This is a genomic window from Pandoraea thiooxydans (assembly GCF_001931675.1).
Classification (GTDB): Bacteria; Pseudomonadota; Gammaproteobacteria; order Burkholderiales; family Burkholderiaceae; genus Pandoraea; species Pandoraea thiooxydans.
Map to the genome: position 1 here is coordinate 3,802,114 of NZ_CP014839.1, position 25,385 is coordinate 3,827,498.

General features: G+C 66.0%; 29 protein-coding genes. 10 read left to right on the forward strand and 19 right to left on the reverse strand.

Annotation, left to right across the window (positions count from 1 at the left end):
- Positions 1-2 precede the first annotated feature (2 nt).
- The gene (locus tag PATSB16_RS17510; RefSeq protein ID WP_083566831.1) at positions 3-602 is read left to right on the forward strand and encodes a helix-turn-helix domain-containing protein; all 600 of its coding nucleotides are present in this window, start codon (positions 3-5) and stop codon (positions 600-602) included.
- Between the two features lie 27 nt (positions 603-629).
- Here PATSB16_RS17510 and PATSB16_RS17515 read toward each other — a convergent pair whose 3' ends face one another.
- From PATSB16_RS17515 to PATSB16_RS17535, 5 genes are all read right to left on the reverse strand, one after another.
- A complete protein-coding gene (locus PATSB16_RS17515; RefSeq protein WP_047215332.1) occupies positions 630-917 on the reverse strand; it encodes a DUF1330 domain-containing protein in 288 nt (95 codons plus the stop codon).
- A gap of 95 nt (positions 918-1,012) precedes the next feature.
- Positions 1,013-1,555 carry a flavin reductase family protein gene (locus PATSB16_RS17520; protein WP_047215333.1) on the reverse strand — a complete coding sequence of 181 codons (543 nt, stop codon included), beginning with the start codon at positions 1,553-1,555 and terminating at the stop codon, positions 1,013-1,015.
- Positions 1,556-1,776: 221 nt separating this feature from the next.
- The gene (locus PATSB16_RS17525) at positions 1,777-2,127 is read right to left on the reverse strand and encodes a type II toxin-antitoxin system ChpB family toxin (RefSeq protein ID WP_047215334.1); all 351 of its coding nucleotides are present in this window, start codon (positions 2,125-2,127) and stop codon (positions 1,777-1,779) included.
- Entirely contained in the window at positions 2,121-2,372 is a 252-nt protein-coding gene (locus PATSB16_RS17530; RefSeq protein ID WP_047216708.1) for an AbrB/MazE/SpoVT family DNA-binding domain-containing protein, read from the reverse strand. The genes PATSB16_RS17525 and PATSB16_RS17530 overlap by 7 nt, the downstream gene beginning before the upstream one ends.
- 141 nt (positions 2,373-2,513) lie before the next feature.
- Positions 2,514-3,449, reverse strand: a complete 936-nt coding sequence (locus tag PATSB16_RS17535; RefSeq protein ID WP_047215335.1) for a DMT family transporter — start codon at positions 3,447-3,449, stop codon at positions 2,514-2,516.
- Positions 3,450-3,537: 88 nt separating this feature from the next.
- Between PATSB16_RS17535 and PATSB16_RS17540 the strand changes: the two genes are divergently transcribed.
- Complete coding sequence (locus PATSB16_RS17540; RefSeq protein ID WP_047215336.1) at positions 3,538-4,452, forward strand: LysR family transcriptional regulator; 915 nt, start codon at positions 3,538-3,540, stop codon at positions 4,450-4,452.
- Positions 4,453-4,485: 33 nt separating this feature from the next.
- On the opposite strand, the gene PATSB16_RS17545 is transcribed toward PATSB16_RS17540, so the two are convergent.
- The 9 genes from PATSB16_RS17545 to PATSB16_RS17580 all read right to left on the reverse strand — a co-directional run bounded on the left by PATSB16_RS17545 (position 4,486) and on the right by PATSB16_RS17580 (position 12,290).
- Positions 4,486-4,833, reverse strand: a complete 348-nt coding sequence (locus tag PATSB16_RS17545) for a cupin domain-containing protein (protein ID WP_072628677.1) — start codon at positions 4,831-4,833, stop codon at positions 4,486-4,488.
- A gap of 42 nt (positions 4,834-4,875) precedes the next feature.
- Positions 4,876-5,004, reverse strand: a complete 129-nt coding sequence (locus PATSB16_RS21210) for an entericidin A/B family lipoprotein (RefSeq protein WP_156884802.1) — start codon at positions 5,002-5,004, stop codon at positions 4,876-4,878.
- 91 nt (positions 5,005-5,095) lie between these two features.
- Positions 5,096-6,061: an amidohydrolase family protein gene (locus tag PATSB16_RS17550; RefSeq protein ID WP_052892736.1), complete on the reverse strand. Its 966-nt coding sequence runs from the start codon at positions 6,059-6,061 to the stop codon at positions 5,096-5,098.
- Between the two features lie 57 nt (positions 6,062-6,118).
- Positions 6,119-7,444 (reverse strand): MFS transporter, encoded by a 1,326-nt coding sequence (locus PATSB16_RS17555; protein ID WP_047215337.1) that lies wholly within the window; start codon positions 7,442-7,444, stop codon positions 6,119-6,121.
- Positions 7,445-7,602: 158 nt separating this feature from the next.
- Positions 7,603-8,658 carry a porin gene (locus PATSB16_RS17560; protein WP_047215338.1) on the reverse strand — a complete coding sequence of 352 codons (1,056 nt, stop codon included), beginning with the start codon at positions 8,656-8,658 and terminating at the stop codon, positions 7,603-7,605.
- Between the two features lie 145 nt (positions 8,659-8,803).
- Positions 8,804-9,676 carry an amidohydrolase family protein gene (locus tag PATSB16_RS17565; RefSeq protein ID WP_047216711.1) on the reverse strand — a complete coding sequence of 291 codons (873 nt, stop codon included), beginning with the start codon at positions 9,674-9,676 and terminating at the stop codon, positions 8,804-8,806.
- A 43-nt stretch (positions 9,677-9,719) separates the two neighbouring features.
- On the reverse strand, positions 9,720-10,418 hold the full coding sequence (locus tag PATSB16_RS17570) for a 4-carboxy-4-hydroxy-2-oxoadipate aldolase/oxaloacetate decarboxylase (RefSeq protein ID WP_047215339.1): 699 nt from the start codon (positions 10,416-10,418) through the stop codon (positions 9,720-9,722).
- A complete protein-coding gene (locus PATSB16_RS17575; protein ID WP_047215340.1) occupies positions 10,415-11,137 on the reverse strand; it encodes a PIG-L deacetylase family protein in 723 nt (240 codons plus the stop codon). Before PATSB16_RS17575 ends, PATSB16_RS17570 begins: the two co-directional genes overlap by 4 nt.
- 76 nt (positions 11,138-11,213) lie before the next feature.
- A complete protein-coding gene (locus PATSB16_RS17580; protein WP_047215341.1) occupies positions 11,214-12,290 on the reverse strand; it encodes a 4-oxalomesaconate tautomerase in 1,077 nt (358 codons plus the stop codon).
- 135 nt (positions 12,291-12,425) lie between these two features.
- Between PATSB16_RS17580 and PATSB16_RS17585 the strand changes: the two genes are divergently transcribed.
- On the forward strand, positions 12,426-13,352 hold the full coding sequence (locus tag PATSB16_RS17585) for a LysR family transcriptional regulator (RefSeq protein ID WP_047215342.1): 927 nt from the start codon (positions 12,426-12,428) through the stop codon (positions 13,350-13,352).
- 16 nt (positions 13,353-13,368) lie between these two features.
- On the opposite strand, the gene PATSB16_RS17590 is transcribed toward PATSB16_RS17585, so the two are convergent.
- Positions 13,369-13,740, reverse strand: coding sequence for a thiol-disulfide oxidoreductase DCC family protein (locus PATSB16_RS17590; RefSeq protein ID WP_047216712.1), 372 nt, complete (start codon positions 13,738-13,740; stop codon positions 13,369-13,371).
- A gap of 97 nt (positions 13,741-13,837) precedes the next feature.
- On the opposite strand from PATSB16_RS17590, the gene PATSB16_RS17595 reads away from it, so the two are divergent.
- The 7 genes from PATSB16_RS17595 to PATSB16_RS17625 all read left to right on the forward strand — a co-directional run bounded on the left by PATSB16_RS17595 (position 13,838) and on the right by PATSB16_RS17625 (position 20,927).
- Entirely contained in the window at positions 13,838-14,848 is a 1,011-nt protein-coding gene (locus PATSB16_RS17595; RefSeq protein WP_083566832.1) for a MerR family transcriptional regulator, read from the forward strand.
- Positions 14,849-14,896: 48 nt separating this feature from the next.
- Positions 14,897-16,462: a cryptochrome/deoxyribodipyrimidine photo-lyase family protein gene (locus tag PATSB16_RS17600; RefSeq protein WP_047215343.1), complete on the forward strand. Its 1,566-nt coding sequence runs from the start codon at positions 14,897-14,899 to the stop codon at positions 16,460-16,462.
- 2 nt (positions 16,463-16,464) lie between these two features.
- Positions 16,465-16,626, forward strand: coding sequence for a DUF2256 domain-containing protein (locus PATSB16_RS17605; RefSeq protein ID WP_072628679.1), 162 nt, complete (start codon positions 16,465-16,467; stop codon positions 16,624-16,626).
- Positions 16,623-17,930 (forward strand): DASH family cryptochrome, encoded by a 1,308-nt coding sequence (locus PATSB16_RS17610; protein ID WP_047215344.1) that lies wholly within the window; start codon positions 16,623-16,625, stop codon positions 17,928-17,930. The genes PATSB16_RS17605 and PATSB16_RS17610 overlap by 4 nt, the downstream gene beginning before the upstream one ends.
- Positions 17,927-19,468, forward strand: a complete 1,542-nt coding sequence (locus tag PATSB16_RS17615; protein ID WP_156884804.1) for a cryptochrome/photolyase family protein — start codon at positions 17,927-17,929, stop codon at positions 19,466-19,468. Before PATSB16_RS17610 ends, PATSB16_RS17615 begins: the two co-directional genes overlap by 4 nt.
- Before the next feature lie 8 nt (positions 19,469-19,476).
- Entirely contained in the window at positions 19,477-20,199 is a 723-nt protein-coding gene (locus tag PATSB16_RS17620) for an SDR family NAD(P)-dependent oxidoreductase (protein ID WP_237170257.1), read from the forward strand.
- Between the two features lie 104 nt (positions 20,200-20,303).
- Positions 20,304-20,927, forward strand: coding sequence for a thioredoxin fold domain-containing protein (locus tag PATSB16_RS17625; protein ID WP_052892738.1), 624 nt, complete (start codon positions 20,304-20,306; stop codon positions 20,925-20,927).
- Between the two features lie 61 nt (positions 20,928-20,988).
- Here PATSB16_RS17625 and PATSB16_RS17630 read toward each other — a convergent pair whose 3' ends face one another.
- Genes PATSB16_RS17630 through PATSB16_RS17645 form a run of 4 tightly spaced genes read right to left on the reverse strand, consistent with a single transcriptional unit; the run spans position 20,989 to position 25,379 of the window.
- Positions 20,989-22,527: a tripartite tricarboxylate transporter permease gene (locus PATSB16_RS17630; protein ID WP_072628680.1), complete on the reverse strand. Its 1,539-nt coding sequence runs from the start codon at positions 22,525-22,527 to the stop codon at positions 20,989-20,991.
- 4 nt (positions 22,528-22,531) lie between these two features.
- A complete protein-coding gene (locus PATSB16_RS17635; protein WP_047215347.1) occupies positions 22,532-22,987 on the reverse strand; it encodes a tripartite tricarboxylate transporter TctB family protein in 456 nt (151 codons plus the stop codon).
- Positions 22,988-23,044: 57 nt separating this feature from the next.
- Entirely contained in the window at positions 23,045-24,403 is a 1,359-nt protein-coding gene (locus PATSB16_RS17640; RefSeq protein ID WP_047215348.1) for an MmgE/PrpD family protein, read from the reverse strand.
- Between the two features lie 4 nt (positions 24,404-24,407).
- A complete protein-coding gene (locus tag PATSB16_RS17645; protein ID WP_052892739.1) occupies positions 24,408-25,379 on the reverse strand; it encodes an alpha/beta fold hydrolase in 972 nt (323 codons plus the stop codon).
- Positions 25,380-25,385 lie beyond the last annotated feature (6 nt).

Consider the following 25,385-nt stretch of genomic DNA (forward strand, 5'->3'; position numbering starts at 1 on the left):
TCATGAAAACATCCAACCGCGGCACCGAGACCCAACCCGCGCCGGACGACACGGCCACGCCCCAGGCGCTGCTCGGCGGCAGACTGCGTCACGCACGCCGCATGTCCGGCCTGACGCTGTTGCAGTTGGCGCAGAAGGCCAATTGCTCGGAAAGCCTGATTTCCAAGATAGAGAAAGGCAATACCACGCCTTCGCTGGCCACCCTGCATCGGCTGGCGGTCGCGCTGGAAACCAATATCGCCGCGCTGACCTCGCCGGCGGAACCCACCGGGGGGCCGGTGATGCGGCAAGGCGACCGACCCGTGATCCGCGGCGGAGGCATTGCGCTCGAGCGCGTCGTGCTGCCAACCCGAAACGGCTTGCTGCAGGCGAACATTCATATCCTCGATCCGGGCGAAGGCAGCGACGGGCAAATCGAGCACATCGGCGAGGAAGTCGGGTACGTCCTCGAAGGCACCGTCGAGCTGACTTTACGGGATGCGAGCTACATACTGCATGCGGGAGACGCTTTCACCTTCACCAGCGAGACGCCCCACGGCTATCGCAATGCGGGGGAGGCGACGGCCCGGATCCTGTGGGTCAATACACCGGCAACCTATTGAAAAGGATGCCGGTGGCACGACGGCGCGTTACACGCCTTCGACCAGTACGGCCCGATAGGTAGCGCCCTTGTAGCGGTGCTGCGCCACCTTCTGGTATTGCGCGCCGTCATACCATGCGCGGGCGGCATTCGTGTCGGGAAACTCGACGATGACGACGCCCTCGGGCGCCGCGCCCTCCAGCACTTGCTGCGCCCCGTAAGCGGCGAGCACCTTGATCGGGTGGCCTTTAAAGGTATCTGCCACCGCCGCCATATAGGCTTTGAGCTCGGTCGGATCCTGAGTACTCTCGCGTGTGAAAACGATGTAAGTTGCCATGCGTGACGCTCCTGATGAAGTGATGATGGGTAACGGACGGCGAGCGCGGCGTCCATTTGGCGGCCATCTCGAGTTCGCCGACGCCTCAATTCTCCCTAAACCCCCGCCGGCAGCTTGCTCGCCATCATCTTGCGCCTATCCAGCCTGCGGCCATCGACGATGAAGGTGCCGTCGCCCACCGCATGCACCACGCGCTTTTCCTTGCGCGTCGTGTCGACGTAGGCGGCCACGGCCTGCAGCACGACGATGTTGTGCTTCTCGACGATGTCGATGACCTGGCATTCGATATTGGCCAGACACTCCTTGATCAGCGGCGGCTTGACATGCCGGGCCGGCACGCGGGTGAGCTTGAATTTGGCGAACTTGTCGGTGTCGACGCCAGAGCAGGTGCCGATGCCCACCACCCTGTCGAGCAGATCGACGGTGGGAATCGCGATCACGCATTCGCGATGCTTGCGCAGCGCCGCGTAGGAGTAATTCCACTCGCCGGTCGTGATGGCGAACACCGGCGTGAAATCCATCACCATGGTCCACGAGATCGTCATGATGTTGTCTTGCCCGCCGTCATGTGTGGTCACGAGAATGACGGGCCCCGACTCCATCAGGGTGAAGGCTTTGCTGAGTTCGAGCTGACGCATCACGCACCTCCGATCGACAAACCGAGCCTGCCTGATGGATTGTACGCGTGGCGGAAACTGGATGTGCCGCCGTCGGCATACGCGATTTTCTGCTTGCGCGCCACGTATTTGACGGCACCTATATTCACACGCAATAAAGCCGCTCCGGCTGCGCCCTGCGCGGCGCACATCGGTGGCAGCCCGGCCGGCTGGAAAACTACCTGGCGTTGATCTTGTTTCAGTCAGTCCAATATCGCTTGCAGCCGGCCAAGTGCATTCTCCACCACTTCTGCTGGCGCGCGCTCGATCTTCTTCGCTCCGCGAGCTTCGAGATCCAGTGCGCGAACCATGTTCACCAAGGCAACGCCCTGAGTTTCGGTGCCGGAACCCGACAGCGGTACCGCGAAGCCGGCGAATCGGGCGAACTCGCCGCCCTGCGTGATTGGCGCAACGAGGGCGACGCCTAGCGCATTGAACAATGCCGTCGATAACACCAGGACGGGGCGAAAATCTCCCTGCTGCTCGCGACCTGCCGTCGGATTCAAACTCACGCGCACGATGTCGCCACGATCAAACTTGACGCGTCTCACCATATCTCACGACCTACCGGAGCACTCCCATGCCAAACCGCCAAATCGCTCGGCATCGACGCTTTCGGGTCGCACTGTGCGATGAGTTCGCTGAGCGCATACTTGCGCCGAGCCGGCTTCAGCATGAGCCCCTCCGGGCGCACATCCACAGCGAGCTTGTCGCCCAGCGCGACTTTAAGTTGATCAAGGAGCGCGGCCGGTAGCCGCACCGCTGCGCTATTGCCCCATTTTTGAATCGACAGTTCCATTGCACACCCCATGAAGTATAGCCATTGTAGATACGCAATGCTTTCAGGTCAAGTGCGTGCATCTACACCGGCGCGATGCAATTCCAACTGCTTCCCATGCCCATTGAGCGCGCCCAAATCCGGTTCCCCTTGGCGAATCCTCTAGCACGTCCGCTGCCCGCCCGACGGCGCCAGACGCGTCTGGGCGGGGGTAGCCGGCCGGTCCAGCGCACCGGACGAAAACAGTACGCCGCCGATCACGAATACCGCGCCGAGCCCTTGCGCCAGGGTCACATGCTCGCCGAGGCTGATGGCGATGACCATCGTGAAGATCGGCACGAGGTCGAAGAACACCGCGGTGCGCGCCGGGCCGATGGTGCGGATGCCGTTGTTCCACCACAGATAGGCCATCACCGAGCCGAACAGGGCCATCACCGCGAGCGCCGCGACGTTCGGCGCGGCCGGCACCGGCAGCGTGCCGCCGTGCGTGGCCATGGCCAGGCCGGTGATTGCCGCACCGCCGATCAGCATGGTCGCCGTGGTGGTCTGCAGCGCCGACAGTTGCCGGATGAAGCGCTTGCCGACGATGCTGTAGACGGCCCAGCACAGGTTACCGAGCAGAATCAGTCCATTGCCGCGGCCCAGGGTGAAATGCGCCAGCATGCTCCATGCGCCGCCGGTGACCACGGTCACCACGCCGGTGAAACTGAGCGCGAGGCCCAGCACCTGGCGCCACGAGATCCGGTCGCCGATCACCAGCGCGGTGAGCACCACGGTGATGGTGGGGTTGAGCGTCATGATCAGCGAGCCGTCGACCGACGAGGTCGTCTGCAGCCCATAGAAAAACGCCACGTTGAAGCCGAAGATGCCGAGCAGCGCCATCACGGCCAGCGGCGCCAGATTGCGGCGCACGCCCGCCCAGTCGATCCCCTCCTTGTAAAAGGTGTAGGCCGCCATTACCGCGCCGGCGGCAATGAACCGCCAGGCGGCCGCGGCCAGCGGGTCCATCGCATGCACGACGTATTTGCCGAGATTGAAGTTGGCGCCCCAGAAAAGCGTGCTCAAAACGAGTGTCAGATAAACCAGGCTCTTTTTCATGATGACCCCCTGTTAGCGAAGACAGGGGTATTATTTGTTTTTCGAATTTGAAAATCTACGCAAATAAATTGAATATCATTTTTCAAAAATGAATGACTGGAACGATCTCCGCTATTTCCTGGCGGTGGCCCGTACCGGCGGCCTGTCGCCAGCCGCCGGCGAGCTGGCGGTGAGTCCGGCAACGGTCTCGCGCCGCATCGATGCGCTGGAACATGCGCTGGGCCTGACGCTGTTCCTGCGACGGCAAACCGGCTATCTGCTCACGGACGAGGGCGAGCGCCTGCTGGCGAGCGCCTTGCCGGTCGAACAGGCGATGCTGGGCTTCGAGCGGCAGGCCGAGGGGGTGGGAAAGCAGGCCGAGCAACTGTCGGGCACGGTGCGGGTGGCGGTGCCGGAGACGCTGGCCTCCTACTGGATCGCACCGCGTCTGAAGGCGTTTTTGGCGCAATACCCGAAGCTGCGCGTGGAACTCATCGTCGGCGTGAATTACGTCAACCTGTCGCGCCGCGACGCCGACATCGCCGTGCGCATGGCCGCGCCGACCCGGGAAGAAGAAGGCGAGTACATCGCGCAACCGCTCGGCGGCCTGCCGTTTGCCGCGTATGTCGCGGCCGGCATATCGAGCGCCGACCAGGATTGGCGCACCCTGCCCTATCTGGCCGGCGACGATTCGTGGTCGCACCTGGCCATGACGAAATGGCTGCGCGCCACCTTCGCCGGCCAGCCGCCCGCGCTGGCCAGCAACAGCATGAACGTGCAGTACATGGCAGCCTGCCAGGGGCTCGGCGTGGTGGTGTTGCCGACCTTCGTCGGCGATGGCGACGCCCGTCTGCGGCGCGTCGAGCCGGGCCATCACATTCTGTCGCGCGAGTTATGGATGATGATCCATCGCGACCTGCGCGCCAGTGGGCGCATGAGTGCGATGCGCGAGTTTTTGACGACGATTTTCCGGGCGGACCACAGCGGCATCACGACGGGCGCGCCCCGGCCGCGGGCGCGTTGACAGCGGGGGCGCCGTCACGCGCCCGCGCCATGCTCAGGGGCGATTGCCGCCCTCGGGCCCGAAGAAAATGACCCAGGTCCGAAAGTCGGCGCTGAAGGTCTCGAAGCGATGTTCGACGTGCGCCGGCACGAACAGCACGTCACCGGCGGTAAACGCGCATACCTGGTCGGCGCGGCGAAAGGTGCCCGAACCCGACGAGACGATGTACAACTCGTCGCGCGTATGCGGCGACTGCGTGTCCGTCCCGCGTGGCGCGAACAGTTCCACCGAGACATCGCCCCGCTCGAACAGCACGGCAAACGGCACCGGCAGGCTCGCCAGCGCACGCGAGGCGTCGGCCTCGGAAATTTTCAGAAGGTCGTCGTTCGGCGTTGCCGCCATGTCGGTCCCTCCGGCGCCCTGCGAGCGGGCCCGTTCACAGACTTACAGCGCGTGCTGCACCGTGCGCGCCGAATCCGAAATGTCCTGACCGAAACCGGCCACCGTGTTGCAGCCGGCCAGCGACAGGAGCGCACCGGCCAACAGCAGTAATGCGATACAACGCTTGAACATAGACCCCTCATGCATGACAAGTTAACGGTGTTGGTCAGCATGGTAGGCAAATCCGCCGGCAGGCTCAAGTCATAAATGGCGGGCGCCGCCATCAGCGCCCGGCAGCGTAGACACGGCGACCGGTTTCGTCCAGCACGTCTTTGCGCGCCTGCGGGCTGAGGCCGGCGGTGGCTGCAAGCGCATGGTTGACCATGTCGGCATACGGAATCATCGTGTTGCCCATGTCGGAGCCCCACATCACATGCCCGGCGCCGAACAGATGCACGGCGCGCTCGACTTGCCCCCGCATCAAAGCCTTGTCGTAATGCACCCGCGCGAAGTTCTCGGTGGTCACCTTCAGATAGACATTGCGATGCTGGGCCAGGGCGGCATACGAGGCGTCGAAGCCATAGCTGGGTGCGCCGATCGGCGCGGGCCACGCGCAATGGTCGAGGACGATCCTGGCGTGCGGGAAGCGCTCGGCCAACTGGCCGATGTCGTGCAGGAATCGTGGATCCGGGCTGCGCGGATACGGCATCAGTTCGACCACCAGACGCGCCTGGTCGGCGACTTGCCACAGGCGCAACATGCCCTCGCTGGCCAGCCACGGGTAACTGCCATCGGGCGCGCGCTTGCCGATCTTGCGAAAGCCGGCCACGCCATGGGCTGCGGCCAGCCGCGCCAACTCGGCGGGCGCATCGGGCGTATCGGGATCGACGATCACTACCGGCGTGACCTTGCCGTCGCTGTGCGCGGCCACCGAAAGCAGATAACGGTTGTCGCTCCGATACGCGGCGCCGTACTGAATGCCCACGCCGGCCGCGACGCCCATGCGCCGCCAGTCGCTGTCCACACGCGCCGGGTCGTTCGGGTGATGGGCCGCGCGCGCGGTCATTACCGCCTCGCCCATATAAGCGTGCTGCGCATGCAGCGGGAACTGCACGAAATCGCTGCTGTAGAAATGGACCTGCGTATCGAACAGCGGAAAATCCACGCCGCGGGCCAGTGCCCGCGTCTGTCCCGCCAGCAGCGCACCGCACCACAGGCCGGCGCAAATGATGGTCTTTGCGAGTTTCATATTGTCTCCTCCATGTGCTTTTAATTGATCCGGGCGCGCGAGCGCATCAGGCGCCGGTTATCCCATCAGGTTCTTTTTGGCCGGCACCAGATACACGCCGATCAGATAGAGCGCGGCGAGCAGTCCCGTTGAAATCGCCAGCGCGACGGAAAGGTTCGCCGACAGGCGGGCGAGCAGCGAGACAATGACCGGCATCGAGCCGCCGAGGGCGAAGCCGATGTTCCATGAGATCGCCGTGCCGCTCGAGCGCAGCGCGGTCGGGAAGCGCTCGTTGAGCACGATCAGCAGCGGCGCGTAACAGAACGTGCCGACGCCGCTGAGCAATACCGCATACAGGCCGATCATGCGCAGATCGGTGGTCATCGACAGGCCGTGATACAGCAACGGAATGGCGATCAGCGACACCACGCCGTACACGGCCATCGCGCGCCGTCGGCCCATCACGTCGGACAGATAGCCGGCCAGCACCGAGGAGGCAATCACCACGAGCGCGGCCATGCTGAGAATGAGTCCCAGATCGGTCGGCTTGACGTGATCGACCAGTTTCATGAAAGTCGGCAGGTAGCCCGAGGTGAGGTACGACAAGCCGCCGCCCGCGGTGGTCAGCACAATGCACAGCAGTATGGTCGGCATGAAATGACCGAGCCGGGACGACTCAACGGCCTGCGCCGGCGAGGCACTGCGCCCATGCTTCGCGTCTTGCTGCAACGCCTCCCACAGCGGCGATTCATGCAGGCGCGTAAATACGAACAAGCCCAGGAACGAACTGATCAGCCCGGTGAAGAACATCACACGCCAGCCCCACACCTGGAAGCTCGGGCCGTGAAACACGGCGCTGACCAGCAGGAAGGCCAGCGAGGCGAACAGCTTGCCCACACCCGAGCCGCCGCCGGAGATGATCCCCGAGGCGAGGCCGCGCCGGCCTGGCGAGATCGACTCGGTGCCCAGCGTATGAGTGGAGGCCACCATGCCGCCCATGAAAACGCCTTGAATCAGCCGCAGTGCGAGAAACAGCACGGTGGCCAGGCCGCCGATCACCGCCACGGTCGGCAGCGTGCCCATCAACGCGGTCGACAGGCCCACGCCAGTGGCGGCCACCACCATCGAGCGCCTGCGGCCGTTTTTGTCGGCATAGCGGCCGAACAGATAGCCACCCACCGGACGCATGATAAGGGTCGCCGTGAAGGCGGCATACACACCGGCCAGCGACAGCATCTGCTGCCCCGACGGGAAGAAAACCTTGGCCAGAATCGGCGCGACATACAGCAGAATGAAAAGATCGAATAGATCGAAGGCCCAGCCAAGGCCTGAAAAGGCGATGGCCGCAACGACCTGCCGCTGTGTCAGCGCCGGGCGTGCCGGCGCGTTGAGCGTTGCTTCCAAGGTGATATCTCCTCGCTTGTTATGGATGAAGCCTGTGCCCCGGGAGCGCGCGTCGCTCCCGGGCCCCCGGATAATGCCTGATGCCCGGCCCGGCCGTCGCCACCGCCCGCGGCGAGTTGCCGCCGCGGCGCGGATCGCGAGCGTCGGCGCGGGCTGGTTTAGAACGTGTGCCGCACGCCGACCCCGTAGGTGCTGCCCGCGCCCTGGCTCGTCAGCTTGTCGAACGAATACACCGCATAGACGTCGGTGCGCTTCGAGAAGTGATAGTCGTAGCCGGCCGATGCGGTGTTGCGGATGTAGCCGCCATTGCGCGGCGCGGTCTTGCTGGTGCGCGCCCATTCAAGCAGCACCGCGCTGTTGTGCGCCACCGGCACTGAGGCGCCCAGCTCGTACGTATGCGAAGTGGCCTGCGCGCCCTCGCTGTTGGTCGAGACGAACGCGCCGTACAGCTTAACGAGCTTGAAGTCATAGGCGGCGCCGGCCAGGTAGACGTCCTGCTGCACCACCGGGGCCACCGCCGACATGCGGTCGCGCTGCATCGACGCCACCGCGGTCAGACCGCCATGCTGATAGCTGGCATGCAGGCCGAGGTTGTTGTCGCCGCCCTGCCCCGCGACATTGCTCACGCTGTAGAACACCGAGCCCGCCAGGCCATGCCAGTTGGGCGTGCGGTATTGAACGCCGTTGTTCCACACCGTGTCGCCGATGATGTTGCCGCCATAGGTGGCAATGAAGGTCTGCATCACCAGCGGCGAGAACACCACCGAGCCGCCGAACGGATTGACCTTCTGCATGTTGAGGTAGGTGGGATTGGTCTGGCGCCCGAAGGTCAGCGTGCCGTAGGCCGGATTGGTCAACCCCACGTAGGCATTGCGCGACCAGAACGGATCGGTGCTCTTGCGCCCCATGTCGCCGTTGTTGGGCTGAAAGAAGCTCTCCAGCGCGAAGATCGCCGAAGTGCCGCCGCCGAGATCCTCACGGCCGCGCAACCCCCAGTAAGAAGTCGTCAGGCCGCCGCTGCCCTCCTGCACCACGCCCGACGACATGCCGCTGCGCTTGAGGTTATCGACGTACACGCCGATCAGGCCGTAGACCTGCACCGAGCTGGTCGGAATCGCCGCCTGCGCGGCCGCGCCCAGCGAGGTACCCATCAGCAGCGCGCCGGCCAGCGCGCTCAGGCCGAGCCGCTGTGCCCGTGCGAGTGTTTTGTTCATGCTGTCTCCTTGCGTTATAGATTTGTGGTGCTGCGTGTTGCGTGTTGCATGCTGTATTGCCCGCCCGCGCCCGTCCTGGCGTGGGCGCGACTGCCCCCCGGCGAGCCAGTGTCGTGCCCGCCTGTTCGGCCGTCACTGCCGTGCGTCAGATCGCCTCGAACCCATACAGGCGGGCCGGATTGGTCACCAGCAACCGTTCGCGCAGTCCCGCGTCGTCGCAAAAGCGGAACATCAGGTCGACCAGCTCGCCATCGTTGGGCATGTCTTTCGAAATATTCGGATGCGGCCAGTCGGTGCCCCACAGCACGCGATCGGGCGCGGCCTCGATCAACGCGCGGGCGAACGGGATGGCGTCGTCGAACGGGCGGCGCCCCACCGAGACGCGCTCGCTGCCGCACACCTTGACCCACGCGAGCGGGTTGCGCATCAAGCCGAGCAGGCGCTGGAAAGACGGCTGATCGGTACCGGCCTCGGCTCTGATGCGGCCCATGTGGTCGATCACGAACGGCACGCGAATGCGATCGATACGCTCGGCGTAGGTCACGATGTCCTGCGCGTCCAGATGCAGCACGACGTGCCAGCCCAGCGCCTCAATACGCCGCAGCACGCGGTCGAACACGTCGAGGTCGGGCGCGCCGCCCAGGTGCGCGACGAAGTTGAAGCGCACGCCGCGCACGCCCTGCGCATCCATCTGCGCCAGCGCCTCGTCGGTGACGTCGCCATCGACGATCGCCACGCCGCGATAGCGGCCCTGGCTGCGCTCTATCGCATCGAGCATCGCGCGGTTGTCGGTGCCGTGGCAGCTGGCCTGCACGATCACGCCGCGCGAGATGCCCAGCCAGTCGTGCAGTTTGACCAGGCCCTCATACGGCGCATCGGGCGGCGTGTAACTACGGTCGGGCGCATAGGGAAATACGTTGCCCGGGCCGAACACGTGGCAGTGCGCGTCGCACGCCCCGGCGGGCAGCGCATGAGCCGGTTTGAGCGGATTCGGATCGGGCGGCAGGCAGGATTTCAATGTCATCGGATCTTCGTTCTATTCGATCGGGTTAATCGGTGAGTCAGGAATCGAGTTCGTCGAGCGAGGCGACGTAGCGCAGCCCCATTTGCGCCAGGCGCTCGCGCATCTGGTAGATGTCGAGCCCCAGCTCGCCGGCAGCCAGGCGGGCCCGCTTCTCCTCTTCGAGGGCCACGCGCTTCTCGCCTTGCGCGGCGACCGCTTCGACGCGGCTGTGCGGCACCACCACCACGCCGTCGTCGTCGGCGACGATGGCGTCGCCCGGCGTGACCAGCGCACCGCCGCACACCACCGGCACGTTGACGCTGCCGAGCGTCGCCTTGACGGTGCCGCGTGCGTGAATCGCCTTGGCCCACACCGGAAAGCCCATTTGCTCGAGCGTCGCGACATCGCGCACGCCGGCGTCGATCACCAGCCCGGCAACGCCGCGTGCGCGCAGCGAGGTGGCCAGCAGGTCGCCGAACATGCCGTCGCTGTTGTCGGTAGTGCAGGCGACCACCAGCACGTCGCCCGGCTGGCATTGTTCGACGGCGACGTGCAGCATCCAGTTGTCGCCCGGCTGCGCCAGCACGGTGACGGCGGGCCCGGCGATCGACGCACCGCGGTAGATCGGCCGCAAATACGCCTGCATCAAGCCGCTGCGCCCTTGCGCCTCGTGCACGGTGGCCGTGCCGAGCGCGGCCAGGCGGGCGGCGACCGACGCCGGGAAAGTCGGTTTGGTGGTAACGACGACAGGGTTCATGACAGGCCGTCCGTGACTTGGGGGAAGACGCGCTGATAGCCTTCCGCGTAAGTGATCTTTTGATCGGAATTGCGCGAAGCCTGCACGCCGCGCTGCAAGGCGACCCGCGTGTAGTACTCCCAAAGATGCTCCTGCGCGGCCATCAGTTCGAAGGCGCGACGCTTTTGCTCCCAGACTTCGTCGATGCCCAGCAGCACCTGCGGCTTCCAGTTGCATTGCTCCGGCTGGTGCGGCTCGAACAGGAACACCGGCGGGGCGCCCAGCACCGCCTGCTCGGGGTTGTGGCCATGCGCCTGCGCGACGATGCGCGCTTCCTGCGCGAGATGGGCCGCCAGCGGGTGGTCGAAGTTGTATGGGTCTTGCAGCGAGTGAGTCAGCACGAACGATGGGCGCAGCGTGCGGTACAGATCCACCAATTGATACAGCAGTTCGTCGGTCGCGCGCATCGGATAGTCGCCGGCGTCGAAAAACACCGCCTCGGCGCCCAGCAGCTCGGCCGCGCGCGCGGCTTCGCCGCGCCGGTTCTGCTTGACGTGCTCCAGCGTCATGCCCGGCTGGCGCCACAGCTTGGCCGATTCGCCGCGCTCGCCGAATGACAGACAGGTCACGCAAACGCGCCAGCCACGCTTGGCATACAGGGCGATCGCACCGCCCGCGCGCCACACGAAATCGGCCGAATGCGCGCTGACCACCAGCGCCGTTTTGTTAGTGACTTGCATGTAGGCTCCTCAATGAGATCGATCCGCGCGCCGTCGATACGCTCGGGCGAACGCGCCGGAGTTGTGGGTTGACGGGTCAGCGGCGCGGCGGCACTTCGCCGCGCATCAGCAGACGCGCGGTGCGCAACAACGCGGCGCGCCTGACCTCGGGCTGGCCGCCGGCGGCGCCGCGCGCGAGCGACAAAGCCACGGAAAATTCGCCGCTCGGATGCTCGACCGAAATCAGCTTGTCGTCGCCCGGCGGCAACTGCGCCACCGCATGCGCGACCGAACCCTCGAGCACGGCCGCGGTGGCCACCGTGACCGCGCCCAGCACGCCGATGGCGGCATGGCAGTCGTGCGGAATGAAAGTGCGGGTGCACAGCGTGCCGCCATTGACCGGCGGCGCCACCAGGGTGATTTTCGGCACCACCTTGCCGGCCACGTCGCCCAGGTTCATCAGCGGTCCGGCGGCCAGGCGCAGCGCGTTCAGGCGCGCCTTGAGTTCGGTGTCGGCGTTCAGGCGCTCGCGCGATTCGTAGCCGGTCAGGCCGAACGCGGCGGACGGCACCACCATCACCGGCATGCCGTTGTCGATGCAGGTCACGGGCACGCCATCGATGAAATCCACCACGCGGCCGGTCGGCAGCAGGCTGCCGCACACCGAGCCGGCCGTGTCGAGAAAATTCAGCGTGACCGGCGATGCCGTGCCGGGCACGCCGTCGATGCGCGCATCGCCTTCATAGGCCGGCTCGCCGCCGGGTGTGGCAAAGGTCGACTCGGCGATCATGCCGGTATTGATGGTGCGAATGCGCAGCGTGGTGGCGTCGCCGCGCGCGGCCAGCAGGCCGAACTCCACGGCGGCCGGTCCGGCCGCGGCCAGCATGTTGCCGCAGTTGGGGGTGGTGTCGACGCGGGCCTCGCGCACCGCTACCTGGGCAAACAGAAAATCGAGGTCGGCCGCGCCGTCGCTCGAGCGCGCCAGAATGCCGACCTTGCTGGTCAACGGATCGGCGCCGCCCAGGCCATCGATCTGCCGCGCGTCAGGCGAGCCCATCGCCGCCAGCAGCCAGCGGTCGCGCTCGGCCACGTCCTGCGGCAAATCGCTCGCCAGAAAAAACGGCCCCTTGGATGTCCCGCCTCGCATCAAAAGGCACGGCACGCCACGCGTCATGTCCTGTCTCCCGCCTTGCTATTTATCGATGGGGGCCATTGTGGCAGCGGACATGAGTCGCTACTATTGGCATACGTAACTACCTGATATACCAATTTGACATATCTCAGCCGGCACGCTGGGGCGAGGTTGGAGATGGATTTAAAGCAATTGCAGGCTTTCGTGCACGTGGCCGAGCTAGGCAGCTTCACCCGTGCCGCGACGATTCTGGACACCACGCAGCCGGCCTTGAGCCGGCAGGTACGGCAACTGGAAGTGGAACTGCATCAGCATCTGCTGGTGCGCAACGGGCGCGGGGTCGCGCTGACCGAAGCGGGGCAGCGGCTGCTCGCGCACGCCCAGGGCATCCTGCAGCAGGTCGAGCGTGCCACCGACGATCTCGAGAGCCTGCGCGGCACGCCGGGCGGCCAGTTCAATATCGGCCTGACGCCCAGCGTGGCCAAGATCGCCACGGTCGAGATGATTCGACGCTTTCGTGCCAGCTTTCCGGCCGCCACCATCACCGTCAACGAGGCGCTCTCGAGCTATCTGGTGGAGTGGCTGATGATGGGCCGTATCGACGCGGCCGTCATGTACGACACGGCCGACACCCCCATGATCGACAAGCGCGGGCTGTTCGCCGAAGAACTCTTCCTGATCGGCTCCAGCGAGGCCGCCAGGACAGCGGCCAGGCGCGCGCCGGGCGCCGTGCAGCTCAAGGACATCGGCCAGTACCCGCTGGTGATCCCGGGGCGCATGCACGCGATCCGGCACATTGTCGAGACGCGGGCCGCGGAGCTGGGCGTCAAGCTATCGATCGCCCTCGAGGTCGACGCGGTATCGTCGATTCTCGACCTGGTCAGCGAAGGCTACGGCTACGCGGTGCTGCCGCTCAATGCCACCAGCAGCGATCCGCTCAAGCGGCAGTTCACCGTCGAGCGCCTCACGCATCCGACGCTGTTCAGCCAGCTGGTGGTCGCCACCAGCGCGCTGCACCCGGTCTCGCATCTGGCCAGCCGCGCCATCGCGATGATCGAGCACGACGTGTTGCCGCTATACACGGAGCCGCGACGGGTCACCTAGCGGGCTGCCGCCAGACTCACGCGGCGCGACGCCAGCCGCGCCGCACCTTCAGAAACACGCGATAACCGGGCTCGAGTATCCACAACACCGGCCCGGTGCCAAGCAGGCGGCCGAGCCACGCCCAGCGCGGCAAGTTCAGCCAAAGCGTCGTGAAAGCCGCCGCGCCGCTGACCAGGCTGCCGTCGGCGCGGCGCAGATGCAGCCGGGCCAGCGCAGCTTCGCGCGTCAGGCCAGGGCCGAGCGCCTCGGCCGGGCAACACGTGACGTCGACCCACCGCACCGCGTCGGCGCCCGGCTGCCGGCGATACATCGCAATTTCCCGCGAACAGACCGGGCAGGCCCCGTCGTAGTAGAGCGTGGGGCGCGTCGAAGGAATTTCTTCTGGCATGGCAAATTCCATTAAATCGAATTCACATACAACTCAATAAGCGCGACTTTGTTGTCTTCATCTGTGTAAAATAACTCAAAATCAACTCAACATTACCATGAATCGACCCAAGCGAGAGCCGGCGGCAAGGACGGATGCACCTCCGGGAGCATCCTCGGCAACGACATTTCGCAGCGGCACCGTGGCACGCCTGGCGCGCATGCCGGTGGCCACGCTGCGCATCTGGGAGCAGCGCTACCAGGCGGTGCAGCCGGCTACCGCGCCATCGGGGCACCGCCTGTATGGGCCCGCCGACGTCGAGCGCGTGATCCTGCTGCGGCAACTGACCGACCTGGGACATGGCATCGGCGCCATTGCGGGCTTGAGCACGAAGCAGTTGCAGGAGCTCGTCAACCAGCCAGGTTCATTGCAGGGCACCGCGCGCCCGTCGGCGGCGATGCGGATGGTGGTGGTGGGCCCGGCGCTGGCCGCACGCCTGCAGCGCCCAGCCGTGTCGCAAGGCCTGGCAAAGCCCGCGCGAGTCGTCGCCACGTTCGACTCGCTGGCTCAAGCGGCACAGGCCGCGCAGGGCAGCGCCGACCTGCTGATCTGGCATGCGCCGGCATTGCACGATGACGTGCCGGCCGAATTGCAGGCCGCCCGACGCGCCTGGGGCATGCCTCGGGTCGCGGTGATCTATCGCTTTGCCGGCAGAGCGGCGACGCAGGCCTTTGCACAGGCGGGCGTCGTCGCGGTGCGCGAGGCGGCCGGCGACGAGGCGCTCGGCGCGTGGCTGGCGTCGATGCAAACGCCATCGGCAGCCAGTGCCGCGCAAGCGCGTGCGCCCATCGAGCCTCACGTCGCGATGCCGCCACGCCGCTACGACGACGCCACCCTGACTGCCATCGCCGGCCTGCCGCCGACGCTGGCCTGCGAATGTCCGCGTCATGTCGCCGAACTGTTGATGCAGGTGTCGAGCTTCGAGGCGTACAGCGCGAGTTGCGTGAACCGCAGCGACGCGGATGCCGAACTGCATGCGTATCTGCAGCAGGTTGCCGGCGCGGCCCGGGTGCTGTTCGAGTCGGCCATGGAGAGCCTCGCGCGCCATGAAGGCTTACGACTGCGCTGAGCGGACATCGGCACCTCTCATGCCTACCCGAACTGCGAGGCCGGCCCCATGAGCTATTCGGTCGTCTGGTTCAAGCGCGACCTGCGGGTGCACGACCACGCGCCGCTGATCGACGCCGCGCAGCGCGGCCCGCTGCTTTGCCTGTACGTCGTCGAGCCGTCGCTCTGGTCGCAGCCCGACTGCGCGTTGCAGCATTACCTCTTTCTGCGGGAGAGCCTGCGCGATCTGTACCGGCAATTGCGGGAGTGCGGCGCCGAACTCCAGATCGCCGTGGGCGAGCTCACCGGGGTGCTGGCACGCCTGCATGCGGCCAGCCCGTTCGAGCGCCTGCTGTCGCACGAGGAGACCGGCAACGGCCACACGTTTGCACGCGATCGGGCGGTGGCCGACTGGTGTGTCCGGCATGGGGTGACGTGGCAGGAGTGGGCGCAACACGGCGTGGTGCGGCGCCTGCCCACGCGCGACGTCTGGCACGCGCGGTGGCAGGCGCATATGCATGCGCCCTGTCTGCCTGCGCCCGCCCCAGGCAGCCTGCAGGGCCGCGCGCTGCCGTGGCCGGCGCAGCCCTGGCCCGACCCGCAGGCGCTGGGGCTGGCCGAGCACGACCCGCCCCGCCGCCAGCGCGGCGGACGCGCTCTCGCGTTGCAGGTATTGCAGGCGTTTCTGCAAGAGCGCAGCCAGCGCTACCGCGGCGGCATCTCCTCGCCGCTGGGGGCAGCCACCGCCTGCTCCAGACTCTCGCCCTATCTGGCCCTGGGTTGCCTGGGCATGCGCGAGGTGGTGCAAGCCACCGAGCAGCGCATGCGGCAGCTCGAGGCGTGCGAGGCGCCCGGCGCGAGCTGGCAGCGGCAGGGGTTGGCCGCGTTCGTGAGCCGGCTGCACTGGCATTGCCACTTCATCCAGAAACTCGAATCCGAGCCGTCAATGGAATACCGGAACCTGCACCGGGGTTACGACGGCTTGCGCGAGGACGAATGGGACGACGCGCACTTCGAAGCCCTGGTGGCCGGACGCACCGGCTGGCCGATGGTCGACGCCTGCGTGGCGATGCTGCGCGAGACCGGCTGGCTCAACTTCCGCATGCGGGCGATGCTGGTGTCGGTGGCGGCCTATCCGCTCTGGCTGCATTGGCGGCCGGTGGGCCTGTGGCTGGCGCGCCAGTTCCTCGACTATGAGCCCGGCATTCACTGGAGCCAATTGCAGATGCAGGCCGGCACCACCGGTATCAACACAACGCGCGTCTACAACCCCATCAAGCAGGCGCGGGACCACGATCCGCAGGGGCATTTCGTGCGCCGCTGGCTGCCGGCCATGCGTCGGGTGCCGGATGCGTGGCTGTGGCAACCGTGGCTGATGCCGGCCGACTTGCAGGCGCGCTGCGGGGTACGCGTGGGCGAGGAGATTCCCGTGCCGCCGGTCGACCTGGAGAACGCGACGCGCATCGCCAAGGCGCGCGTGCACGCGCTGCGGGCTCGGCCGGAGGTGCGCGCGGCCAAGGCGGGCATCGTCGAAAAGCATGGCTCGCGCCTGCAGCGCGACACTGGCCGGCGGCCACAGCGCTCGAGTTCGGCAGCAACCGGGTCGGAAGCCAGGCAGCAAAGTCTGGACTTCTAACCATGCATAAAAAACCGCACTTGCCCGAGAAGCTTTGCCAGCACTGCGGCTTGCCCTTCGCCTGGCGCAAGAAGTGGCGCAACGTCTGGACCGAAGTGAAGTACTGCTCCGAGCGCTGCCGCCATGAGCACAAACGCGCCGGCAGCGGCAGGAGCGACACATGAGCACGGTGCTGTTCTGGTTTCGCAATGACCTCAGGCTGCATGACCAGCCAGCCTTGCACACGGCGTGTGCCGGCGAGCCGCGCTACCTGCTGCCCGTGGTTTGCCTGCCGGATCCGGACGAAATCACACCGTGGGGCTTCGCGCGCATGGGGCCGCATCGCCGCGGCTGGCTGGCCGATGCGTTGCATGACCTCGAGCACCAACTCACACGGCTGAATTGTCCGTTGCTGATATGCGCCGGGCCGCCCGCGACCACGCTGCCGCAATTGGCGCGCGCGGCGGGAGCCAGCGCCGTAGTGTGCGAAGAAATCGCCGCGCCGCAGGAACAGGCGGAAGTCGCTGCGCTGCGCGCCGCCGGGCTGCCGGTGCGCACCGTCTGGCAAAGCACCCTGCTCGATCCGGCCAGCCTGCCCTGGCCGGTGCAGGCGCTGCCGGCAAGCTTCACGCCGTTTCGGCAGGCGGTGGAACGGCTGGAGCTCGCGCCGCCCGCGCCGTTGCCGCCGCCGACGGCATTGCCGCCGTGGCCGCCTGGCTTCGAGCCGCCTGCATCGCTGCGCGTGGCGGCGCCGGCCGGCGCCGCTCGCCCGGCCGATGCGCGCGCATCGTTTCCCTACGGCCTTCCCGGGTGGCACGGCGGCGAGACCGCCGGGCTCGCGCATCTGGCACGCTACCTGGCGCGCGGGCTGCCCGCCACCTACAAGCAAACCCGCAACGCGCTGTGCGGCCTGGACTTCTCCAGCAAATGGTCGCCCTGGCTGGCCACGGGGGCGCTCTCGGTACGGCGCATCGTCGCCGAGCTGCGCCGGTTCGAGGCCGCGCATGGGGCCAGCGACGGCAGCTACTGGTTGTGGTTTGAGCTGTTGTGGCGCGATTACTTTCGCTTCGTGCATCTGCAGCATGGCGCGAAGCTGTATCGCGAGCGCGGACTGAGCGCGGCGCCATGTCGTCCGAAAAGCCATCTGCATGATGCGCGGGCCCTCGAGCGCTGGCGCCAGGCATCGACCGGCGCGCCGCTGATCGATGCGGCGATGCGCGAGTTGACGGCGACCGGTTATATGAGCAACCGGCTGCGCCAGGTGAGCGCAAGCTATCTGGTGCACGAGCTGGGAGCCGACTGGCGCGCCGGCGCCGCCTGGTTCGAGTCGCAGCTGCTCGATTACGACGTCTACAGCAACCAGGGCAATTGGCTGTATATCGCGGGCCGGGGCAACGACCCGCGCGGCGGACGCCGCTTCAATCTCGACAAGCAGGCTGCGGAGCACGACCCGCAGGGCACCTACCGGCAACGATGGAGCGCGCCATGAGCCGCACCGGCAACACTCTTCGCCTGATTCTCGGCGACCAGCTGAACCCCCGGCACTCGTGGTTCCGAACCGTCGATCCGCTGGTGATTTACGTGCTCATGGAGGTACGGCAGGAAACCGACTACGTGCTGCATCACGCGCAAAAGATCCTGGCCATCTTTGCTGCGATGCGCGACTTCGCCCGGCAGCTGCGCGCCGCCGGGCACCGCGTGCGCTACATCGCGCTGGACGATGCGAGCAACCGCCAATCGATCACGGAGAACCTCGCCGCGCTGGCGCGGCACTACCAGGCCTGCCATGTCGAGTGGCAAGCCCCTGACGAATGGCGGCTCGACGAACAGTTGCAGGCCTGGGCGGCGCAGCAATCGTTGACGACGGCGCAAGTCGACAGCGAGCATTTTCTGACCACGCGCACCGAGATGGCCGAGCTGTTCGCCGGGCGCAAGCAGTGGCTGATGGAACATTTCTATCGGCACATGCGGCGGCGCTTTGCGCTGTTGCTCGACACGCAGGGCCAGCCCGAAGGCGGGCAGTGGAATTTCGATCACGACAACCGCAAGCCTTGGCCCGGCACGCCGGCCGAGCCGGTCGACGCACGCCCGGTGCACGATCACCGCGAACTGTGGGAGATGCTGCAGCGCTGCGGCGTTGCCAGCTTCGGCGAGCCGCAGGCCGGGCACGTGCGCTGGCCGGTCAGTCGCGACGAGGCGCTGATGTGCATGGAGGCTTTCATGCAGACCACGCTGCGCCACTTCGGCGATTTCGAGGACGCGATGAGCAGCCGCGCCCAGCGCCTGTTCCACTCGTTGCTGTCGTTCGCACTGAACGTGAAAATGCTCGATCCGCTCGAAGTGGCCAGGCGCGCCGAGGCAGCCTACCGCAGCGGCGATGCGCCGCTGGCCGCGGCCGAGGGATTCATCCGCCAAATCATCGGCTGGCGCGAGTACGTGCGCGGCATCTATTGGTCGCAGATGCCCGGATACCAACAGCGCAATGCGCTCGGCCACCACACGCCGTTGCCCGACTGGTTCTGGAGCGGCAAGACGCGCATGCGCTGCCTGCAACAGGCGATCGGCCAGTCGCTGCAAACGGCCCATGCCCATCATATTCAGCGCCTGATGGTGATCGGCAATTTCGCGCTGCTCGCCGGCCTGGATCCGCAAGCGGTGCACCGCTGGTATCTGGGCGTGTACATCGACGCCTTCGAATGGGTGGAGCTGCCCAATACCCTGGGCATGAGCCAATGGGCCGACGGCGGCCTGATCGCCACCAAGCCGTATGTCAGCAGCGGCGCGTATATCCATCGCATGAGCGATTACTGCGAGGGCTGCGCCTACGACCACAAGCAGAAGCTCGGCGCGCAGGCGTGCCCGTTCAATGCGCTGTACTGGGACTTTTTCGCGCGCCACACCGCTGCGCTGGGCCGTAACCCGCGCCTTGGCATGGTGTACCGGCAACTGCAGAAAATGCCCGACGAGCAGCGCGATGCACTGCGCGCGCAGGCTGCCGGGATTCGCTCGCGCCTGGGCGACCTATGAACCTCTCGATGACGACTCACGCCATGGACACGATGCACTCTCTGCCACCGAACTATCGCGCGCTGGTCATCGGCGCATCCGGCGCGATCGGCGCGGCGATGGTCGCCCACCTCCAGCGTGATGCGCGCTGCGCCCAGGTGCTGACGCTCAGCCGGCATGGCACACCGCCGGTGGATTTCGAAGACGAAGCGAGCATCGGAAATGCGGCTGCCCAATTGCGCGAGCAGGGGCCGCTGCATTTGCTGATCATTGCCACCGGCATGCTGCACGGCGCGCATGGCTTGCCGGAAAAGCGGCTGGGCCAGCTCAGCTATGCTCAGTTGACGGCCAGCTTCGCGATCAACACCCTCGGCCCGGCCGTGGCGCTGGCGCATTTCGCGCCGCTGCTCGCGCGGCACGAACGCAGCCTGGTCGGCGTGCTGTCGGCCAAGGTCGGCAGCATCACCGACAATCGCCTGGGCGGCTGGTACGGTTATCGCGCCTCCAAGGCCGCGCTGAACATGATGCTCAAGACGGCGGCCATCGAGCTGGCGCGCACGCACCCGCAGTTGGTGGTGGCCGCGCTTCACCCCGGCACCGTCGACTCGCCGCTATCGGCGCCTTTCCAGATGGCGCGCAACAAGCGGCCGGCTGCGCAGGCGGCCGGTGAACTGCTGCGGGTGCTCGACGGCTTGCCCGCTCACGAGACCGGCAGCTTCTGGGCCTACGACGGCCAGCGCCTGCCGTGGTAGCGGGTGTCGCCGCGGCATGGGTGCGCAAGCCAGGGCTGGAGCGGATCCGAATCGATCGTCGCGCACGGTGGTAGAGTGCTGTTCACGCTGAATCGGAGCCGTTTATGTTGAGATTTCTGAAGCTTGCCGCTGTCACCGCTATCGCCACAACCGCCGCGCTGTCCTGCCTGGCCGTCGCCGCGACGCAGCCACCCCCGCATTACATGCCCGCCTCGGCCGCCGCTTCCTTCGAACACGCCCCGGCGATCGTCGAGGGCGCCTCGGGCACTCACGTCAAATCGACGATTTACGTCTTCATGGATCCCAATTGCATCTTCTGCCATTACACCTGGGAAGCTCTCCAGCCCTATGAGGCGGCCGGTTTGCAGGTGCACTGGATCCCCATGGGTTTTCTGAAACCGGACTCCGCCGGCAAGGCCGCGGCGTTGCTGCAGGCTGCCAACGGCCCGGCACTGCTGCATGAACTCGAGACGAAATTCTCGGAGGAAAAGGAATCGGGCGGCATCGCGCCACTGGCGAAGGTACCGGCGGCGGCGAAGGCCAAGCTCGACGGCAACGCCAAACTGTTCACGTCGTTCGGCTTCGACGGCACGCCGGCCATCATTTATAAAACCGGCGACGGACGCTGGGCCAGTCTCGATGGCCTGCCGCATCTGAGCGCGTTGCCGGGCATACTGAATTTGCCGGAGCAACCGATCACGAATCCGTCGCTGGCGCGCTTTCGCTGATTGGCGGTCACGCCCGGCTTGCCGGGCGTCGATGCATGGCAGGCTCCGGCGAGCGGGCGTCTTACTCGGCGCGCCGGTATTGCCCCCGCGCTCTGAGCCGCATGAACATCGAATTGGAGCCCCACAGGATGTAGGAGCCGACTTGCCAGCTGAGGATGATGCCGGCGATCGAGAGTACGACCGCGCAGATCGGGTGGCTCCAGAACACGCCCAGATCACCATGTGACAGCAACAAGGCGCGCCGGAAGTTGCTCTCGAGCATGGGGCCCAGCACGAAACCGAGCAGAATCGGCGCGACCGGAAAATCGAGTGCCATGAACAATGCGCCGGCCACCCCGAACACCGCGACGGAGCCGACGTCGAACAAGTTGTTGCGCATGCTGAAGACGCCGATGCAGACGAAAAACACGGCGGCCGGGAACAGTACGCGGTAAGGCACCTGCAGCATCTTGACCCAAACCCCGATCAGCGGAACGTTCAGAATCATCAGCATGACGTTGCCGATCCAGAAGCTGGCGATGAGCCCCCAGAAAATATCGCGATGCTCGGTGATCAACAGCGGTCCCGGCTGAATTCCCTTGAGGATCAGGGCGCCGAGAATCAGCGCCATGACGGCGTCGCCCGGAATGCCCAGGGTCATGGTGGGAATGAAATCGACCTGCGTCTTCGAATGCGAGGCGGCCTCGGGGCTGGCCACGCCCTCGATCGCTCCCTTGCCGAATTTTTCCGGGTCCTTGGCGATCTTTCGCTCGAGCGCATAGGCGATGAAGGTCGTGATGGTCGAACCGGTGCCCGGCATGCCGCCAAAAGCCACCCCGACCAGGGTTCCTCGCACCATTGGCCAGAACGCCTTGCGCAAATCGGCACGCGACGGACGCATGTCGCGCATGCGCACCTTCGCCTTGATGGTGACGATCTTCTCGCGATTCACATGCATCAAAAAATCGGCAATGGCGAATACGCCCATGCAGATGGCGCCGAGTTCCACGCCGTCATAAAGCGAGGCCATCCCGAAGGTGAAGCGAAACGGCCCGGTGATCAGATCGGTGCCGATGGTGCCGCAAAACAAGCCGAACAGGGTCATGGCGATGCCCTTGAGCGGCGTGCCGCGTGACATCGTCGAGCCGGCGATCAGTCCGAGCACCATGATCGAGGCGATTTCCGCCGGCCCGAACTTGAATGCGACGCTCACCAGCAGCGGCGACAGAAAGATCATGACCAGAATGCCGACCGTCGCCGCGAAGAACGACGACAGCATGGCCACCCCCAGCGCCGCGCCGCCCTTGCCCATGCGGGTCAACGGATAGCCGTCGATACAGGTCACCGCATGCGGCGGATGGCTCGGCAAATTCAGCAGGATCGCACCGATCGCCCCGCCGTATTGCGAGCCGTAGAAGATCCCCGCGAGCATGATGATGGCCGGCACCGAAGCCATGAAATAAGTCAGCGGCAGCAGCATCGAAATGGCTGTGATCGGCCCCATGCCGGGCAGCACGCCGATCAGATTGCCCAGCAGCACGCCGACGATGGCCCAGATCAGATGTGCCGGCTGCAACGCCACGCCGAACCCATACATGAGATCCACGATGGTCTGATGCATGATGCTACTCCCAGCTGAGCGCCGGGAGCTGTATGTGCAGCCCCCAGCTGAAGACGAGAAAGCAGAAGACGGTCAATACCGCGGCCATCAGGAACACATCTCTCGCGCTGTTTTTGCTGTCCGCGAAGGCGGCGACGACCACCGAGACGAAAGTCGCCGGGAGCAGGCCCAGATGCGGCGCGACGACCACGAACGCGACCACCGACAGCAGCACCAGGCCGGCCCCGCGCAGCGCCTTGCCCGACGGCTTGACGAGCACCGCCGCCTCCCGCGAAGTCGCGGCGATTAGCAATCCGACGATGGCCATCAGCACCCCGAGCGCAGCCGGAAAGAACCCCGAGCCCATCTGGCTCAATGAGCCGATCCCATAACTTCTGCTGCGCAAATACACGCCCGCGCCGATCAGCACGAACAGCGTTCCCGCCCAGAAATCCCTTTTCCCAAAATTCGAAACTTTCATGCGTTGTCCCCTCATTTTTAATATCTGGCGCTCACCCCGGCATCGCGTCGCGGCGCCTCATGCGGTGCCGTCCCGGGCTCGCCGCAGCAGGCCGTAGACGTCATGCCTGGTGTCGAGCCGCCATAGTTCGGCGAGCAACCCGTGCGCATGCGACTCGCCGATGACCGGCGACGCCAGTTCCACAAATTTGTCGTTCAATTCACCGTCGCCAAGCGGCAACTCCCGATCGCCCTTGCGGTGCGGCTGCAAATGCGTGTGGCGGGTGCCGTCGCGCATGACGATCGTGATTCGCGCGGCGCGTGCGCCGGGAAAAGCGGCATCCAGTTCAGGATCGACCGCAACGCAGATGCGCTTCATCAACGCCCGCGTCGCTGCATCCTCCAGCCGCTGCGGCGTGTAGGCGAGCAAGCGCAAACTGCCGTGCGTCAGCGCCGACGCGACGACGTATTTCAGGCTGAAACGCGCTTCGTTCGGCGTTTTCGGTTCGTCATGACAGGCGATTTCCAGTGCCGGCCGATAGGTCTGGACCTGGACGCCGGCAATCTCTTGCGCCGCGATGCGGTGTGCCTGCCGCAGCGCCAAAGCGCCGTCGACGGCGGCAAAGGTATGCCCGCAGCCGACGTGATTCTTCACCGTCAATCGGGCGATGTTGAACTCGCGCCCCAGACTCGCGCCGATCTGCGTCCAGTCGGCTGCTTCGCTCATGGCTCGCCCCAATCCCGACGCCCCGTCGAACACGTCCCGGCTGCCGGTGACGCCTTGCCGGGCAAGTTGCGCGGCAAGCAGGCCGGCTTCCGCCGCGCGGCCCGTATGCAGCGGCTTGGACATCGAATCCATGCGAAATGCCTGCTGAAGCCCCGCTGCGAACGTCGCCGCGGTCGCCAGCGCATTGACGTAACCGGCCTCGTCGAGCCCCAGAATGGCGCCGGCAGCCATGGCCGCACCCAGCGTGCCGACGGTGCCGCTGTTATGCCAATACCGATAATGCGAGCGGCCAAGCGCCACCCCGATGCGCGTGGAGGTTTCATAGCCGACGATCACGCCTTGCAGAAAGCGCTGCCCGCTTGCGCCGACCTCCTGCGCCGCGGCAAGCGCGGCCGCGATGGTCGCCGCGCCGGGGTGATACATCGCGTCGCGAAAACTGTCGTCGACTTCCGCCGCGTGAGCCGCCGCGCCATTGATCATGGCCGCCGCCCGGGGCGTGGCGGACCGGCCACCGAGCAGCTCGGCGCGGCCACGGTCCAAGCCGTCGGCCAACACTGTCTCGAGCATGGGGATCGGGGCCAGGCAAAGCCCCGGAAAGGCCGAGGCATACCAGTCGACCACCGCGCGCTTGGCGTGATGGAGGATCGCCTCGGGCGGTGAGGTCTGCGCAAACCGCGCAGCGTACCCGGCCAGAATTTCGGTCACATACATGGCATTACCCTCTTGCGAGCCCCGTCGATGGCGCGCCCAGCCACGCCAGCACTTGCCGGTTGATTAGCTCGGCACACTCGAATTGCACCCAGTGCCCGCTGTCCCGAACAATCTGCGTGGCGCGCACGCTTGGGTTCGAAAAAATACCGCCGATATCCGGCAGGCACACCGTGACGTCATGCTCGCCCCATATCAGGAAGACGTCGCACGCAATCCGGCTCATCTCGTCGGCCAACCGGGCGGAGCGCGAAATCTGCTTGCTGTGAAAGCGCGTCGCGGCACAACTCTGAATATGAATGTTCAATGCCAACGCATCGATCTGTTGCGCGTCGTAGAGCATGTGCGCCCACAGGTTGTGGCGCATGCACTCGACAAACCCGCTCGCATCGCCCTGCTCGAGCGGGATGCGCCAGTCCTGCAGGCGCGCCCGTTCGCGTCTTGCGCCGCCGTGACCCGCGGGGCCGATAAGCAGCAAGCGCGAGACCGATGGCCACCGTGCCGCCAAACCGGCGGCGACAAGCCCGCCAAACGAGAAGCCGGCCAGCGCGAATGGCGTGTGCGCTCCGATCAGGACGTCGAGTGCGGCGGCAGTTGCCTCGACGAGGTTTTCGAACGTCGGTTCGGCAAGACTATCCGAGTCGCCAAAACCCGGCAGGTCCGGCAGCAACACCGTGAACCGTTGCGCCAGGGCCTCGATGTTGCGCGCCCAATGCAGCCAGCAACCGTGCCCGCCATGAATCAGCACCAGCGGCGGACCATCGCCGAAGCGGCGCCAGGCCATCGTCCTGCCCCCGATGTCGACCCAATCGATGCGCGCCTTGCGCTGCAGATCGGCGAGCAACGGGTGCGCCAATACGCCCTCGCTTCCCAGTAAATCCTCCAGCACGCGTTCGGCCGGCCGCAGCCCGCTATGGCGGGCAGGCATGCCCGGCGTGAGGCCGATCGTCGAAGTGTGGGTTGGCTCGTTGGAATTCATGACGGG

What these genes read in the sequence shown, in the direction of transcription:
- PATSB16_RS17510 (WP_083566831.1), top strand. Translation starts at nt 3, where the DNA reads ATGAAAACATCCAACCGCGGCACCGAGACCCAACCCGCGCCGGACGAC.
- PATSB16_RS17515 (WP_047215332.1), bottom strand. Translation starts at nt 917, where the DNA reads ATGGCAACTTACATCGTTTTCACACGCGAGAGTACTCAGGATCCGACC.
- PATSB16_RS17520 (WP_047215333.1), bottom strand. Translation starts at nt 1,555, where the DNA reads ATGCGTCAGCTCGAACTCAGCAAAGCCTTCACCCTGATGGAGTCGGGG.
- PATSB16_RS17525 (WP_047215334.1), bottom strand. Translation starts at nt 2,127, where the DNA reads ATGGTGAGACGCGTCAAGTTTGATCGTGGCGACATCGTGCGCGTGAGT.
- PATSB16_RS17530 (WP_047216708.1), bottom strand. Translation starts at nt 2,372, where the DNA reads ATGGAACTGTCGATTCAAAAATGGGGCAATAGCGCAGCGGTGCGGCTA.
- PATSB16_RS17535 (WP_047215335.1), bottom strand. Translation starts at nt 3,449, where the DNA reads ATGAAAAAGAGCCTGGTTTATCTGACACTCGTTTTGAGCACGCTTTTC.
- PATSB16_RS17540 (WP_047215336.1), top strand. Translation starts at nt 3,538, where the DNA reads ATGAATGACTGGAACGATCTCCGCTATTTCCTGGCGGTGGCCCGTACC.
- PATSB16_RS17545 (WP_072628677.1), bottom strand. Translation starts at nt 4,833, where the DNA reads ATGGCGGCAACGCCGAACGACGACCTTCTGAAAATTTCCGAGGCCGAC.
- PATSB16_RS21210 (WP_156884802.1), bottom strand. Translation starts at nt 5,004, where the DNA reads ATGTTCAAGCGTTGTATCGCATTACTGCTGTTGGCCGGTGCGCTCCTG.
- PATSB16_RS17550 (WP_052892736.1), bottom strand. Translation starts at nt 6,061, where the DNA reads ATGAAACTCGCAAAGACCATCATTTGCGCCGGCCTGTGGTGCGGTGCG.
- PATSB16_RS17560 (WP_047215338.1), bottom strand. Translation starts at nt 8,658, where the DNA reads ATGAACAAAACACTCGCACGGGCACAGCGGCTCGGCCTGAGCGCGCTG.
- PATSB16_RS17570 (WP_047215339.1), bottom strand. Translation starts at nt 10,418, where the DNA reads ATGAACCCTGTCGTCGTTACCACCAAACCGACTTTCCCGGCGTCGGTC.
- PATSB16_RS17575 (WP_047215340.1), bottom strand. Translation starts at nt 11,137, where the DNA reads ATGCAAGTCACTAACAAAACGGCGCTGGTGGTCAGCGCGCATTCGGCC.
- PATSB16_RS17580 (WP_047215341.1), bottom strand. Translation starts at nt 12,290, where the DNA reads ATGACGCGTGGCGTGCCGTGCCTTTTGATGCGAGGCGGGACATCCAAG.
- PATSB16_RS17585 (WP_047215342.1), top strand. Translation starts at nt 12,426, where the DNA reads ATGGATTTAAAGCAATTGCAGGCTTTCGTGCACGTGGCCGAGCTAGGC.
- PATSB16_RS17590 (WP_047216712.1), bottom strand. Translation starts at nt 13,740, where the DNA reads ATGCCAGAAGAAATTCCTTCGACGCGCCCCACGCTCTACTACGACGGG.
- PATSB16_RS17595 (WP_083566832.1), top strand. Translation starts at nt 13,838, where the DNA reads ATGAATCGACCCAAGCGAGAGCCGGCGGCAAGGACGGATGCACCTCCG.
- PATSB16_RS17600 (WP_047215343.1), top strand. Translation starts at nt 14,897, where the DNA reads ATGAGCTATTCGGTCGTCTGGTTCAAGCGCGACCTGCGGGTGCACGAC.
- PATSB16_RS17605 (WP_072628679.1), top strand. Translation starts at nt 16,465, where the DNA reads ATGCATAAAAAACCGCACTTGCCCGAGAAGCTTTGCCAGCACTGCGGC.
- PATSB16_RS17610 (WP_047215344.1), top strand. Translation starts at nt 16,623, where the DNA reads ATGAGCACGGTGCTGTTCTGGTTTCGCAATGACCTCAGGCTGCATGAC.
- PATSB16_RS17615 (WP_156884804.1), top strand. Translation starts at nt 17,927, where the DNA reads ATGAGCCGCACCGGCAACACTCTTCGCCTGATTCTCGGCGACCAGCTG.
- PATSB16_RS17620 (WP_237170257.1), top strand. Translation starts at nt 19,477, where the DNA reads ATGACGACTCACGCCATGGACACGATGCACTCTCTGCCACCGAACTAT.
- PATSB16_RS17625 (WP_052892738.1), top strand. Translation starts at nt 20,304, where the DNA reads ATGTTGAGATTTCTGAAGCTTGCCGCTGTCACCGCTATCGCCACAACC.
- PATSB16_RS17630 (WP_072628680.1), bottom strand. Translation starts at nt 22,527, where the DNA reads ATGCATCAGACCATCGTGGATCTCATGTATGGGTTCGGCGTGGCGTTG.
- PATSB16_RS17635 (WP_047215347.1), bottom strand. Translation starts at nt 22,987, where the DNA reads ATGAAAGTTTCGAATTTTGGGAAAAGGGATTTCTGGGCGGGAACGCTG.
- PATSB16_RS17640 (WP_047215348.1), bottom strand. Translation starts at nt 24,403, where the DNA reads ATGTATGTGACCGAAATTCTGGCCGGGTACGCTGCGCGGTTTGCGCAG.
- PATSB16_RS17645 (WP_052892739.1), bottom strand. Translation starts at nt 25,379, where the DNA reads ATGAATTCCAACGAGCCAACCCACACTTCGACGATCGGCCTCACGCCG.